This window comes from Comamonas sp. FG99 (assembly GCF_057808605.1).
Genome location: NZ_JBMDII010000002.1, coordinates 42,430 through 56,090 on the forward strand (window position 1 = coordinate 42,430; position 13,661 = coordinate 56,090).

The 13,661-nt window shown below is 63.9% G+C and carries 10 protein-coding genes and 1 CRISPR repeat array; all 10 genes read right to left on the reverse strand.

Annotated elements, in window-relative coordinates:
- Positions 1 to 109 precede the first annotated feature (109 nt).
- Positions 110 to 1,765: a DUF7933 domain-containing protein gene (locus tag ACODRX_RS01645; protein ID WP_488869295.1), complete on the reverse strand. Its 1,656-nt coding sequence runs from the start codon at positions 1,763 to 1,765 to the stop codon at positions 110 to 112.
- 296 nt (positions 1,766 to 2,061) lie between these two features.
- A CRISPR array of direct repeats spans positions 2,062 to 3,356; the repeat unit is 32 nt; unit sequence GTTTCAATCCACGCGCCCGTGAAGGCGCGACC.
- Positions 3,357 to 3,536: 180 nt separating this feature from the next.
- Positions 3,537 to 3,827 (reverse strand): CRISPR-associated endonuclease Cas2, encoded by a 291-nt coding sequence (cas2, locus tag ACODRX_RS01650; protein WP_488869296.1) that lies wholly within the window; start codon positions 3,825 to 3,827, stop codon positions 3,537 to 3,539.
- A gap of 9 nt (positions 3,828 to 3,836) precedes the next feature.
- Complete coding sequence (cas1c, locus tag ACODRX_RS01655; protein WP_488869297.1) at positions 3,837 to 4,877, reverse strand: type I-C CRISPR-associated endonuclease Cas1c; 1,041 nt, start codon at positions 4,875 to 4,877, stop codon at positions 3,837 to 3,839.
- Positions 4,862 to 5,524, reverse strand: coding sequence for a CRISPR-associated protein Cas4 (cas4, locus tag ACODRX_RS01660; RefSeq protein WP_488869298.1), 663 nt, complete (start codon positions 5,522 to 5,524; stop codon positions 4,862 to 4,864). The genes cas1c and cas4 overlap by 16 nt, the downstream gene beginning before the upstream one ends.
- A 67-nt stretch (positions 5,525 to 5,591) precedes the next feature.
- Positions 5,592 to 6,467, reverse strand: coding sequence for a type I-C CRISPR-associated protein Cas7/Csd2 (gene cas7c, locus ACODRX_RS01665; protein WP_488869299.1), 876 nt, complete (start codon positions 6,465 to 6,467; stop codon positions 5,592 to 5,594).
- A complete protein-coding gene (cas8c, locus tag ACODRX_RS01670) occupies positions 6,464 to 8,293 on the reverse strand; it encodes a type I-C CRISPR-associated protein Cas8c/Csd1 (RefSeq protein ID WP_488869300.1) in 1,830 nt (609 codons plus the stop codon). The genes cas7c and cas8c overlap by 4 nt, the downstream gene beginning before the upstream one ends.
- On the reverse strand, positions 8,290 to 8,964 hold the full coding sequence (gene cas5c, locus ACODRX_RS01675) for a type I-C CRISPR-associated protein Cas5c (protein WP_488869301.1): 675 nt from the start codon (positions 8,962 to 8,964) through the stop codon (positions 8,290 to 8,292). Before cas5c ends, cas8c begins: the two co-directional genes overlap by 4 nt.
- 83 nt (positions 8,965 to 9,047) lie before the next feature.
- Positions 9,048 to 9,212, reverse strand: coding sequence for a hypothetical protein (locus tag ACODRX_RS01680; protein WP_336694555.1), 165 nt, complete (start codon positions 9,210 to 9,212; stop codon positions 9,048 to 9,050).
- Between the two features lie 75 nt (positions 9,213 to 9,287).
- Positions 9,288 to 11,534 (reverse strand): CRISPR-associated helicase Cas3', encoded by a 2,247-nt coding sequence (gene cas3 / locus ACODRX_RS01685; RefSeq protein ID WP_488869302.1) that lies wholly within the window; start codon positions 11,532 to 11,534, stop codon positions 9,288 to 9,290.
- A gap of 171 nt (positions 11,535 to 11,705) precedes the next feature.
- Positions 11,706 to 13,640, reverse strand: a complete 1,935-nt coding sequence (gene thiC, locus ACODRX_RS01690; RefSeq protein ID WP_488869303.1) for a phosphomethylpyrimidine synthase ThiC — start codon at positions 13,638 to 13,640, stop codon at positions 11,706 to 11,708.
- Positions 13,641 to 13,661: the final 21 nt, after the last annotated feature.

Genomic DNA, 13,661 nt, shown 5'->3' on the forward strand with positions numbered 1-13,661 from the left:
TGGCAGTACTCCACGGTATCGGACACAGAATCTGGCTGCGCCGCAGTGTAGGGCAAAGCCGCCCACCCGCCTGACGCCTGGGCGGCAGGCCAAGCCACCACCCGCCAAGCTAGCCGCGCCTGCGGCCCAGGCCGGCCCCCCAAGCACCCAGCGCGCCCAGCATGCCCGCCAGCACGGCCAGCGCTGCCCAGCCGGCCAGAGGAACCGGGGCGGGCTTGCCGCCATCCACCGGCGCGGCCGACACCGTCAGCGTGGCCTGGGCATCCTGCGCCGGCGCAAGATTCTGCGCATCGCTCACATCCGCGGCGGCGATCCGGTCGCTGTACACGCCGGCGGCGGTGGCGCGCACCTCCAGCACCGTGCTGCAGCTCTGCCCTGCCGCCAGCGCAACCCCAGACAGGTTCAGCTGCCCGCCGGCTGCAGCCGCCACCGAGCCCGCGCAGCTGTTGCTGATGACCGTGCCGGTCAGCTGCAAGTTCGCCGGCAGCGAATGGGTGTAGGCCAGGTCAGAGACCACCGGCGTTGCGGGCGCAGGCGTGCAGCCCGCCGGTGCCTGCACGCTGATCGTCAACTGCGCCGTCTGTCCAGCGGTGATATTGCTGGGGCTGAACTGCATGGAAATACCCAGCCGAGGGTCGTTCGCGGCATCTGCCGGTGTGACCATCACGCTGTTGTTGCAGGCGTCGCGCGTTAAGAAATAGCTGCGGCCATCCGACGTGACTTCTGGTGCGCTGAAATTCCCGTTGTTGGGCAGCCCCCCCACCAGCACGGCGCTGCCCTGCGCGCCGTAGATGCGCGCCGGCGCCGTCCAGCTTGCGCCGCCATCGGCGGATTCGACATACCACAAGTCCTTCTCCAGGGCCGCCGTGGTGTTGTAGTCTGCAAAGTTGTAGTACGTGCCCAGCACGCTGCCGCTGCGCAAGCTGCGGCCTGCGTTGAAGACCAGGGCACGCGTGGCGCCGGACGGCAGCGGCGTGGTTTCGGCAAACCCGGTGCCGGCGAAGAGATCCGCCTCCAGCGTCTGCTTGGGATTGCCGGCATCGGCCGCAGGGCGCGGCGTGGTGGTGAGCGGCGACGCTGCGAGGTTGATGCCGTAGCGCCCCAGGTTGCCGCCCAGCGAGCCGGGCAGCGCCCCGGCCTGCGGCGTATGCCGCAGGTAGATGAACGGGCCATCGTCCATGCCGAAGACACCAATGTGAAAACGGCCCGGCGCAGCGCTGGTGCCGCACAGGGTGCTCGGCAGCGGCCCGAGCGGCACCACCGCCAGCGCATTGGGATCGGCGCCTATGCGCCAGACGCTGGTGTTGTAGCTGAACCAGTTCTGCCCGCTCTGATTCTGATGCCATACCGCCATGAACCACTCGCCCGACACCTGCGACACCCGTACGAATGTCGCGACAGGCTCTGCCGCAGCCATGGGCTGGGAGCCGCAGGCGATGGCCCAATAGTTGGCGGGCGGCTGCAGCACGCCCTGCGTGGTGAAAGCGATGCCATTCGGCGAAGTCGCATGCACCATGCGGCTAATGACCGAATCGGTGCCATTCTTGACCAGCCACAGGTGGTAGAGCCCGTCGCCGCCGCGCACCACGGTATTGCGCAGCCCGCTGCCCGTGGTCTGGCTGCCCAGCGGCACGCCATCCAGCGTCACCGGCGTGGTGCTTGAAGAAAACACCGCGGGCGCCGCCAGCGCCCCGCCCCAGGCCGCCAGCGCCATGGCGAACAGCGCGGCGCAGCCCCAATGGCGGGCCGCCGCAGGCAGCCTCATGCGGGCAATGGAAGCAATGGCATTGAACGGCAAGGCTGTCTCCCGGCATGTTCGCCTGCCGCAGGCGGCATCCGTTGCGGCGCCCATGGCAGCCATCAACTGGCCGCGGGGTCGCGCGGCAGGCAGGTAGCCATGCTAAATCAAACCGGACCCTGCCGATAGGCGTTCTGGATTGGGGTTGTTGTTGTATTGCCAGTGCGCAGTATCGAGCCTGCAAGACCAAGAGAATGGCAGCATACTGACCAACCAATGGGCACGCGCGCCGTCAAGACAATTGGTTGCGGCACCCCGTCGGTGTTTCAATCCACGGGCCCGTGAAGGCGCGACCACAGCAGACAAGCACATGCAAATCGCATTCATCGGGTTTCAATCCACGCGCCCGTGAAGGTGCGACCTCCTGCACATCCGGCTCTTTGACTTGATACTCTCGGTTTCAATCCACGCGCCCGTGAAGGCGCGACCTAGCCATTTATTGGTACCCGTTATGCTCAATTTGGTTTCAATCCACGCGCCCGTGAAGGCGCGACCCACGCTGATCCCAGGTGCTACCTTGGTGCCGTCGTTTCAATCCACGCGCCCGTGAAGGCGCGACCCCATCCTGGAGCAGGTCTACGCGCTAGAGGATGCGTTTCAATCCACGCGCCCGTGAAGGCGCGACCGCGCACGTCCCCGCCTCCGGCCAGGGCGAGCTGTTGCATGTTTCAATCCACGCGCCCGTGAAGGCGCGACCGTGACAGTGGGCCACGGAACGATGCGCAAAGGCGTGTTTCAATCCACGCGCCCGTGAAGGCGCGACCGGCGATGGGCGAAGTGCGCAGCTTCGCTGTAACGTTTCAATCCACGCGCCCGTGAAGGCGCGACCCGTAGCGTCTGCGAACTCGCGCATCTGATCTGCCGTTTCAATCCACGCGCCCGTGAAGGCGCGACCTGGCGCGGGCCTGCCACCGTTCCCATGCGTTCTGTTTCAATCCACGCGCCCGTGAAGGCGCGACCGGGATACTGCCGGCGCACAGCATCAATGCCGATACCGTTTCAATCCACGCGCCCGTGAAGGCGCGACCTGGGATTGACTGCGTAGCGGCCGTCTTCGTGTTCGTTTCAATCCACGCGCCCGTGAAGGCGCGACCGTCGAAGCTCTCGTCGTCCTCCGTCGTTTCGATGTTTCAATCCACGCGCCCGTGAAGGCGCGACCCATGTCTCGATGGGGGAGGCGTAATGGCAGTCATTGTTTCAATCCACGCGCCCGTGAAGGCGCGACCCATGCTCAGGCCCTCCGCGCGGTGATACCGCCCACGTTTCAATCCACGCGCCCGTGAAGGCGCGACCCTTGCCAACCGCTGCCGCAACCTGTTCTCCCACGATGTTTCAATCCACGCGCCCGTGAAGGCGCGACCGTGAGGGCAACATCTGGACGGTGGCCACCGGGAAGTTTCAATCCACGCGCCCGTGAAGGCGCGACCATGCCCTGTTCATCTGGGCAGGGCAGCAGTAGCAGTTTCAATCCACGCGCCCGTGAAGGCGCGACAGAACCACCCGAAAAAAGAAAAGGCCTTCGTGTTGTTTCAATCCACGCGCCCGTGAAGGCGCGACCGGGGCCGTTATAACGCGTTTCCATCCAAGGAGAAATCTTCCTCCTTTTGCGAACCGTCGAGCAGACAGCGGCGGCAAGAGACGGCACTATTCGGCTTCAGAAAATATTATTGAAAAACAAGCATCTATCGTGCCGCGAAGCATATAGCGCCAGAGCAATCACTTCAGGTTCGCAAACCGTTCAAAACACCAGAGGAGCATTCAAGTCGAGAACTGGCTTGGCCCCAATGTGCTCAACCTTGCTCTGCCACTGCCGACCCAGATGGTAAAAGCGCAGGCTATCCTGAGTGGGATCGATGATTTGGGTCAATCTGGCCTTCAGCGTCACCCACTGTGCAGGATCAACCTCAATCTCAAAAACGGAAAACTGCACACGCTGCCCAAAGTCCAGGCATGCCTTGGCGATCTGCCGCAGGCGGCGCGCACCCGCCTTGTCCTGGGTGCTGACATCGTAGCTGACCAGTACCATCATCGCCTGACCTCACTTCCATAGGAATGGTGGATATGCATCCAGATCCCCACGTAGATGTCGGGCCAGCAACTGCGCCTGAATGAATGGGAAAAGCCCAATGGCTGCCTTTTCCTCAAGGAATGCATGGCGCAGCTCCTCACGTTTGCGTTCCTGATAAGCCGTCAGCACGATCTTGCGCGAAGCTTCCGAGAGCAACACTGCCCCATTGTCCAAATACTGAAAATCACGCTCGCTCACTTGTTTGCGATTGATCAGCGAAAGTGCCAGTCGATCGGCGAGCAGCGGGCGGAACTCTTCGAGCAAGTCCAGAGCCAGGCTTGGTCGACCGGGTCGGTCACGGTGCAGGAAACCGACGGCAGGATCAAGGCCTACGCTCTCCAGCGCCGAGCGGCAGTCATGCGTGACCAGGGTATAGAGAAACGACAACAGCGCATTGGCTGCATCACGCGGCGGGCGCCGGCTACGGCCTTTGAAGCGCATGGCCTGGCTGCCAACGCGGATCAGGTGGTCAAATACACCAAAATAGGCTTGCGCTGCTTCGCCTTCATATCCACGCAGCAAATTGAGGTCCGTTTCATGCATGAGTTTGCTTGCAATCCGGTCCAAGCGCTTGTGGGCGTGGGTCAGCCCGGTTTCGTCCTCTGCCAGGAGCTTGCTGCCGTGGTCACGCAATGCACGGCCCAGCACCGCTCTTTGGTTATGCAACTTGCCCAGCAACATATTGCGCACAATGGCCGCGCAAAGCTGCGGATCGTCGCTGGACCTGTATTGCTGACGACGCAATAGCACATTGCCAGAAACAGGCCCTTCCACACGCGCCAGAAATCGCCCGTTAGGCGTGAAAAAGCTGGTGCAGATGCCTTGCTCCGCACAATACCCAAGCAAAGGTGGCGACACCAGCACACGCCCGAAGCAGACCAGGCTTTCGAGCATGTGCACAGGCAGCCTCGCACGCTCCTTTTGCTCCACATTCATTACGATGTTGGCTCCGTCCTTATGCAACCAGGCACCTTCGGTCGTCACATACAAGGTATTCAGTTGTCTTCGCATGATCCGTTTTCCAGTGGGGTCGAATCCTTGTGCCACTGCGCAGCCAGCCAATCGTTAACGCTGCGTGCACGCCCCAGCAGCCTGGGCTGGCACAGGTCCAGCAACGAGCATGCATCGCAGCGCCGGGCGCTGTATTCGGCAGTGGGAGTAATGCCCGCAGCCAGCATGGCACGCACGGCAGCAATGGTGTCGATGGTCAAACGGCGCAGTTGCGCATCGAACTGCACATCGGTTCTGTGGCGGGTCTGCCCATAGAAGAGCGCCCCCATTGGAATCTCCTGCCCCAGCATGGATTCCAGGCACAGCGCCTGCGCGCAGAGTTGCACTTCATCGGCTCGATGCGCCTTTGGCCGGCCGCGCTTGTATTCGACGGGAAAGGCTCGCTCACCCCGATCCGTATGGTGGAACTCCACCACGTCTGCTATGCCCGTGATGCCCCACTCGGGAGCAGCCAGCGGCATGGCCATGACGGTGCGCACGCCCTTGCGCCGCTCGGCCTTGGGCTTGTCGGCCTTCTCGTGCAGCAGCCGGCCTTCGGCCGTGTGCCGGCTTTCGGCCCACAACTGCTCCACATGGATGAGCGCGCATTGCCGCGGACAATACAAATAGTGCTGCAGCGCAGACAGGGCAATGGCATCGTCATCCATACGGCTTCACTCCAGTTTTTCCTCCACTACCCGAACAGCAAGTGCAAGACTTGCGCCCGGGCAAAGATCAGATCAACTCGCGCACCGTTACGCCAGCGGGGATGACAGCCTGATCGATGCTGACCCGGTAGTCTGCGTAGGACCGCGGTGCGGCAGCCGCATTGCCGGCCTGCACCTTGACGGCATCGAACAGCACATGCGCAGGCGCATTGCCCATGGCGCTTTCATGCTCAAAGACGATGAGCTTGCGTGCCGCCATCTCGCCGCGCGCGGCGGAGCGGTCATGCTCGAACATGTTGATCAGCGCGCGCCAGAACAGGTCCAGGTCCTCGTTGGAAAACCCGGTGCGCTCGGCCAGCTTGGCCGAGATGAAGCCATGGGCGCGGTACAGGCCGTAGGGAATGATGTGCTTGCGGCCCATGGTGCGGTTGTCGCCACTCTGGGCTTCGGCCTCTTTTTCCGTGGTGACGGCCATGCGCGTGATGGAGATTTCCAGTGGCACCACAGGGTCGATGGAGGTGGCGAAGGCCATCTGTATGGGGCCGCGCACCTGGCCGGCATTGATGCCGGTGGTCATGACAGCGCCGAAGGTCCGGATGTCGAAGAAGTTGGCGCACATCCAGGCCGTGATCTCGCGGGCCTTGGCTTCGTCCTTGGGCAGCTTCTTGTCCTCGGGCTTCAGGCCGATGGCCTCGTAGGCCCTGCGGTGCTGCTGGTTCAGGATGGCCTTTTCCTGCATGTAGATCGCATGGCCGGGCGCATCTTCCTTGTCCAGGCTCACGAAGTTGCGGATCTTGCGCTTGAGGCAGACATCGGTGACCAGGCCCCGATTGGTCTCGGGGTCCAGGCGCGGCAGGTTGCCGGCATCGGGGTCGCCATTGGGGTTGCCATTGGTGATGTCGAACAGGTAGACGAATTCGTAGCGGTGGGCGATGGCGGTCATGCGGAGGCTTCCTCGGAGGTGTCTGCGGTGGAATCGATGCTGTCGTCGTTGACGACCGACTTGTTGAAGCGGCTTTGCGACTGGTGGTAGTAGCCGATGGCGAAACGGCCCTGGTCTTCGATGCGCAGGCTGCGCGGGAAGCTGTCGGACAGGCCTCCGACAATCTCGCCGATGTCCTTTTCCAGGCCCACGGCGGCGCCCGGCCTGTCCTTGCGCAGGCGCCCCAGATGGTTTTGCGCATTGCGCAGCAGCATGGGGAAAACCGATGCCGGTGTGGCCGAAGCCGCACCGTAATAGCGATCGCGGATGGTCGCATTGACCTGCCCGCCCAATGCCTGGCGCTGCGCGCTTTCCAGCACGGCGAACAGGCGGCCCAGCCGGTAGGCCGGGTTGGTGGATTCCTTGTCTAGACTCACGGGGATCTCCTCCTTGTCACTGTTGATACCCAGGCGGCGCTCGCGCGCCAGAATGCCTTTGCAGATGCCCACCCGCAGCCCCGACAGATGGCCGTCGCTGCGCATGCGCATCAGCACGTTGGCCAGCAGGCTGCGTGGATAGGGGCGGCCGGTGAGCACCGCGCGCATGAACTCGCCCACGAGATTGCTCATGGCGTCGTCCATCTTGGGCGCGCTGCCCTCCCGGTGCGGCGCCGTGGCCAGCACCACGCGGTAGGCCGAGGGCGCCGTCTTCCAGGGCTGTGGTTCCAGCGCGAAGTCATCGGCATGCTCCGCCAGGCGGCGCGCAAACAGGCCCAGCGTGCCGACCTCCCAGAAACGGATGGAGATGCGCGAGGCATTGGGCGCCAGGCCCAGCACGTACATGCGTGTGTCTTCCTGGAGCCTGGGGTCGATGTCGCTGAGCGGCCGGCCTTTCTGCACCTTCGCCAGTTCGATGCGGATGCGCGCGGCCTCCTGCTCGTCCGAGGGCCGGTCATCGAGCAGGTCGGCCAGCAGCGACTCTGCCTGCTCGGCCTCCTCGCCATCGGCGGCCTCGGCCCAGAAGACGATGCTGGTATCGCCGATCTGCAGGCGCTGGCGGTTGTGCTCACCGCGCCGCAGCAGGTGGTTGAGCACGGTGGTGTAGGCAAATGCGGCCTGCTCGGAGACAGGGGCGTTGTCGCCCTGGCTTTTGCCGTAGGAGGTGAAGGACTCCTGGTTGAAGGAGACGATGGAGGCGCCTGAACTCTGCGCGCCACTGACGCCCTTGATGACCGGATGCAGGCGTGCCACGGGCAGGCTTTCGCCGCTCACCAGGCAGGTCGCCACCGATTCCTGGCCGCTTTCTTCACTGTCGTCACTGGCCAGCAGCCGTGCGCGCAAGGCCTGTGCAGCCGGGCGCTCGTGGAGACAGGTCTTTTCGCCATCCATGCGGAACACCATGTTGGCATCGAGCATGTCCGGCTTGAAGTGAGACGCAGCCTCCTCGAAACGCTCGGGTGTCCAGGCATCAAGAAAGGCCAGCAGGGCCTTGAGGCCCGCATCCTGCGTACCGGCCAGATGCTCGCGGTGCAAGGCCTTGAAGGCTTCATGCTCCTTGTCCGCGCGCTTGCTGGTGCCACTCACGCCCAGCACATAGCTGGTCTTGTCCCAGAGAAAATTGGACTTGATGCCCACCGTCCTTATCTCCGGCTGGGGCACGTTCATCACGCGCGGCAGCGGCTTCTTGCCGCTGGTGTCGCGGATGTCGTTGACCTGCACCACGCTGCCATCGGCGGCCAGCAGAATCTCATAACTGATCTTCTCGGGGCTGTAGCCAAAGGGCGCCAGACCCTCTTCACGGCGTTCCAGCAGCCGCTGGTAATAGGCGGCAAGCGCCTGGAGAATCATGACTTGACCCCCTCGCTGTGCCAGGGCGGCACCTCGATCACGCCGCCCGCCATGCTGGCGCGGAAAAAGCGCGGGGCCATGCCATGGGTGAAGTCGATGTCATGGAGCATCCAGCCCAGGTCCCGCTCTGCCAGCAGGCTTTCATGCGGCGTGGGCAATGCCTCGCCGTCTTCGAGCAGGCCGAAGTCCGCCGGAAACTCACGCACGCCCATGCAGGGCATCTGAAAGCACTGCCCCTTGCGCGCGCGGCGGTTGAAGATGTCAAGGTGCTTGCCCACCGAGTCCTCGGCGCCCGCCTTGGGCGTGAGCTCGAAATGCGCCTCGATCACATAGGCCACGTCGCGCAGCACCGTGGCCGCACGCTGCTGGCGGTCCTGGTCCACATGCGTGACCAAGCCTTCCGTGGAGCCGGCCTTCATCGCCTTGGACACACTGGCCGGAGAGATCTTGCCGCCGACCTCGTTGCGCCGTATCGATTCGAAGCGGATCGGCTTCAGAACATGGATGCGGTCTACGCTCCAGCGTATTGCGGGCTTCCAGTGGATGGCCTCCAGGATGCCGCGCGCGGCAGAAGGCGTGATGACGTCGTAGCTGACACGCTCCCCCTTCATTTCTGGCCTGGTGAAGCAGGCGCGCTCGCCTTTCACAAACAGACGAATACCAAAAGCCATAGGTAAATCCTCCCAAATGGATGCCCCGAAGGCGAACCTTCGAGGCACCTACTCTGACTAACCGACAGACTTTTCTTGTAGTTTCAACCCACGCTAAGCAGAAGCTTTTCAAGCACATCCCAAAATTTGGACGAATTGACTAGCGCCAACCCAGCGACCACCACCCATGGCAATAAGGCCCTGCGACGCCGGATGCGCAGCTTGAGCTCCAGAGCGAAATCGTTTTGTTGCTTGCCGTGATCATCCATTGCACGTTCCTGCCATGTTGGTGGAGCGAAGCATAACATCAAATCTTCTACAAAAAAAGACTGTACCTACCTCACTCAAATGATCGTACTAGACACCTCCATGAAAGTCGGGTCACCCCATGTCAGGCCGTAGCGTTTGTTGTACAGGTCGCCATGAGTCAGAACCATGAACTGCTCACCCCACTTATCCGGGTTCACAGGCGTAATGGCCCCGGCCTTGCGCAGCGCATCAAAGCCCTGCCGCGGCAACTGCACCAGATAGGGCTGCAGGCTGCGCGCCAGGCCCACGCTACCTTGCGCATGCTCCAACGCCCGCAGCGCGTCCCTGGCCTTGTCGTCATACGGCACGATCACCGGCATCTGCACGCTGTCGATGAGCCGGAACTTCGCCGCCAGGGTTTCCATCGGCAGGCTATCGAAGCGGCTTGCCGTCAGCTGTCCCAGCAGATCCGGCACATCCAGGGCCTGCGATCCCTTTTGCCAGTACAGCCGCGAAAAATAGCGCTCCATGGCCTGGGGTGACAGCGGATCGGCGCCCTCCTCCTGCCTGAGCACCTCGCGCGCAGCCTGGGCGTACTGCAACAATTCAGGCGGCGGCGCCCAATCCGGATTGCCCGGCAGAAACACCAGCACCTCGCTGGCATCCCTTGCGCGCCGCCCCTCCCGGTTGCAGCGGCCAGCGGCCTGGGCGATGGAGTCCAGGCCCGCCTCGGCACGCAGCACGGTGGGAAAATTCACGTCCACACCAGCCTCGATCAAGCTCGTCGACACCAGCCGGCAGGGCTTGCCGTCCTTGAGCATCTGCCGCACCTCGGCCAGCACCTCGCTGCGGTGCTTTGCGCACATCAGTGTCGTCAGGTGCCGTGCCCCAGGCAGATCGGCCATGGCCTGGTAGACGGCACGCGCGTGGCGGCGGTTGTTGACGATGCACAGCACCTGCTCGCGCGAGCGCATGTGTTCGGCCAGCGCTGCATCGTCCTGGATTCCCAGATGCCGCACACGCACTCGCTCCAGTTGCTTGAACAGCAAGGCCGGCTCCGGAGCCAGTTCGTGAAGGGGCGGCAGTCCACCCTCGAACGCAGGCGCCGCCAGCGCCGGCTGCGTCGCTGTACACAGCACCACGCTCGTGCGGTAATTGCGCGCCAGTTCGTCGATGGCCGCCACGCAGGGCCGCAGCAGCTTGAGGGGCATGGTCTGGGCCTCGTCCAGCACCACCACGCTGCCCGCGATGCGGTGCAGCTTGCGGCATTGCGAGGGCCGGGCGGCAAACAGGCTTTCGAAGAACTGCACGGCCGTGGTGACGACGATGGGCGCATCCCAGTTCTCCATGGCCAGCTGCAGCTTCTTTTGCGCCTGGTATTTTTCGGGGTCGTCGCGCGGCGGCTCGGTCTGCACGAAGGCGCTGTGGTGCTCCAGCACGGCGGCGTCGCCCAGCGGGCCCAGGGCCCTGCGAAATACGGCGGCGTTCTGCTCGACGATGCTGGTGAACGGAATCACGAAGATCACGCGGCTCAGGCCATGGCGTATCGCGTGGTCCAGCGCGAAGGCCAGCGAGGCCAGCGTCTTGCCCCCGCCCGTGGGCACCGTCAGGGAAAACAGCCCCGGCGCCTGCTCCGCCTGCGCACGCACATGCCGCAGGATGCTTGCGCGGATGGTATTGACGTCCCCACCAGCTGGCAAGCCTGCCAGGTACGGGTTCAGCTGGGACCGCAGCGCCTCCAGGCTTGGCGCTGGCTCCCCAGCATGTCGGTGATCGGCACGGCCTTCGGTCTTCACATAGAAGTGTTCGGTATCCAGGAAGTCTGCATCGACCAGGCAGGAAAACAGCATGCGCGTGGCGAATGCCAACTGGAAATTCTTGCGCTCGCGACTGTGGATCTTCAGGTCCGGCATGGCAAGACTCCCCGGCAACGGGATGTCCGCCTTCCAGGCTGAGTCGAGCGCAGGCAATTCAAAACCCGCATCCAGGCGCTGGCGCAATGCCGTGCGCTCGCCCTCTCCATCCCCATTGGCCAGGCCCGCATGGTGCCCCGCAATGCCGTAAGCCAGCAGATGTCCTATGCCGGGATAGTGTCTGGCTGCAATGCGCGCCCCCCAGGTGGAATGATCCACGCGCAGGGCGCTGCCTTGCAGGCGCAGCTGATAGGGCTGCGTGTATTTGCCCAGATCATGCAACCACCCCTGCACCTCGGCCAGCGCGCCTGCGCCAAAGACGTCGGCGAACTGCCGGGCTAGCGCGCCCACACCTTTCAGGTGATCCGGCAAGCTTTGCCAATCTGCCTTCGAGGCGTCTGGCGTGGAATGCGCGAAGAAGTCTCCCATAGGACTGGTCTGATTTTTTGTTGTATTTCCTCGAAATCTCGGACTTGCCCCAGGCAGAAACACCGCAGGCGCATCAACGCCTGCGGTGTCCGGGAATCAATCCAAGGCTGGATCGACTATAGAAGAAACACCAGCCTTTGTCGGCATTTCCTGCCTGAATCGGGCAGTCTTTCAGCGCGCCGTCGTATCGCTGGCTATCGGAATATAGAACTCCCCACCCGCGCGGTTGAACTCCTGGGCCTTGGCCTGCATGCCGGCGGCTATGCCCTGCTCTGCCGCCACGCCTTGCGACTTGGCGAAGTCGCGCACTTCCTGGGTGATCTTCATCGAGCAGAACTTGGGCCCGCACATGCTACAGAAGTGGGCCACCTTGGCGCTGTCCTTGGGCAGGGTTTCATCGTGGAACTCGCGCGCGGTGTCGGGGTCCAGGCCCAGGTTAAACTGGTCCTCCCAGCGGAAGTCGAAACGGGCCTGGCTGAGCGCGTCATCGCGCGCGCGGGCTCCCGGGTGGCCCTTGGCCACGTCGGCGGCGTGGGCCGCGATCTTGTACGCGATGATGCCCTGCTTGACGTCGTCGCGGTCGGGCAGGCCCAGGTGTTCCTTGGGCGTCACATAGCACAGCATGGCGGTGCCGAACCAGCCGATCATGGCCGCGCCGATGGCGCTGGCGATGTGGTCGTAGCCGGGGGCGATGTCGATGGTCAGCGGGCCCAGGGTGTAGAACGGCGCCTCGTGGCAGTGCTTGAGCTGCTCGGTCATGTTGGCCTGGATCATGTGCATGGGCACGTGGCCGGGGCCTTCGATCATGGTCTGCACGTCGTGCTTCCAGGCGATCTGGGTCAGCTCGCCCAGGGTCTTGAGCTCGGCGAACTGGGCTTCGTCATTGGCATCCGAGGCGCAGCCGGGGCGCAGGCCGTCGCCCAGCGAGAAGCTGACGTCGTACTGCTTCATGATGTCGCAGATGTCCTCGAAATGCTCGTACAGGAAGCTTTCGCGGTGGTGGGCCATGCACCACTTGGCCATGATGGAGCCGCCGCGCGAGACGATGCCCGTGCGGCGCTGGGCCGTGAGGTGGATGTAGGCCAGGCGCACGCCGGCATGGATGGTAAAGTAGTCCACGCCCTGCTCGGCCTGCTCGACCAGCGTGTCGCGGAAGATCTCCCAGCTCAGGTCCTCCGCGATGCCGCCCACTTTTTCCAGCGCCTGGTAGATGGGCACGGTGCCGATGGGCACGGGCGAGTTGCGGATGATCCAGTCGCGCGTGGTGTGGATGTTCTTGCCGGTGGACAGGTCCATGACGTTGTCCGCGCCCCAGCGGATGGCCCAGACCAGTTTCTCGACCTCTTCCTCGATGCTGGAGGTGACGGCCGAGTTGCCGATGTTGGCGTTGATCTTGACCTTGAAATTGCGCCCGATGGCCATGGGCTCGATCTCGGGGTGGTTGATGTTGGCCGGGATGATGGCGCGGCCGCGCGCCACTTCGTCGCGCACGAACTCGGGGGTGATGATCTTCGGGATGGCGGCGCCCAGGCTGTTGCCGGCCAGGCGCAGCTCGCGCGCGGCGTCCTGCTGGTACTCGGCCATCCATTCGCGGCGGCCGTTCTCGCGCAGGGCCACGTATTCCATCTCGGGCGTGATGATGCCCTTGCGCGCGTAGTACATCTGGGTGACGTTGCCACCGCTCTTTGCGCGGCGCGGCTGGCGCTGCAGCGATGCGGCCTCGGCACGCAGCTGGGCCAGGCGGGTATCTTGCTCGCCGCGCTTGCCGCCATCGTCCAGCGCCACGCGCAGGCGGCCGGCGTAGTATTCGCTGTCGCCGCGCGCCTCAATCCAGCCGCCGCGCACGCTGGGCAGGCCACTGCGCACGTCGATGGCCGCCGCCGGATCGGTGTACGGCCCCGAGGTGTCGTAGACGCTGACCTGCTCGCCGTTGGTAAGCTGGATGTCGCGCACCGGCACGCGCAGCTCGGGGTGCAGGCTGCCAGCGAGGTAGCTCTTTTGCGAGGCCGGGAAAGGCTGGCGCGACTGGGCCAGCAGCTCGGCGAAGCGCTGAGCGTCGGGCGCATGGCCGGCGGCCGGGATGAAGATGGATTCGGGGGCGTTCATGAATGGCTCCTTGGAAGGTCA

Coding starts and splice junctions, on each gene's coding strand:
- cas1c (WP_488869297.1), bottom strand. CDS start 4,877: ATGCGAAGACAACTGAATACCTTGTATGTGACGACCGAAGGTGCCTGG.
- cas3 (WP_488869302.1), bottom strand. CDS start 11,534: ATGGGAGACTTCTTCGCGCATTCCACGCCAGACGCCTCGAAGGCAGAT.
- cas8c (WP_488869300.1), bottom strand. CDS start 8,293: ATGATTCTCCAGGCGCTTGCCGCCTATTACCAGCGGCTGCTGGAACGC.
- cas5c (WP_488869301.1), bottom strand. CDS start 8,964: ATGGCTTTTGGTATTCGTCTGTTTGTGAAAGGCGAGCGCGCCTGCTTC.
- thiC (WP_488869303.1), bottom strand. CDS start 13,640: ATGAACGCCCCCGAATCCATCTTCATCCCGGCCGCCGGCCATGCGCCC.
- cas2 (WP_488869296.1), bottom strand. CDS start 3,827: ATGATGGTACTGGTCAGCTACGATGTCAGCACCCAGGACAAGGCGGGT.
- cas4 (WP_488869298.1), bottom strand. CDS start 5,524: ATGGATGACGATGCCATTGCCCTGTCTGCGCTGCAGCACTATTTGTAT.
- ACODRX_RS01680 (WP_336694555.1), bottom strand. CDS start 9,212: ATGGATGATCACGGCAAGCAACAAAACGATTTCGCTCTGGAGCTCAAG.
- cas7c (WP_488869299.1), bottom strand. CDS start 6,467: ATGACCGCCATCGCCCACCGCTACGAATTCGTCTACCTGTTCGACATC.
- ACODRX_RS01645 (WP_488869295.1), bottom strand. CDS start 1,765: ATGAGGCTGCCTGCGGCGGCCCGCCATTGGGGCTGCGCCGCGCTGTTC.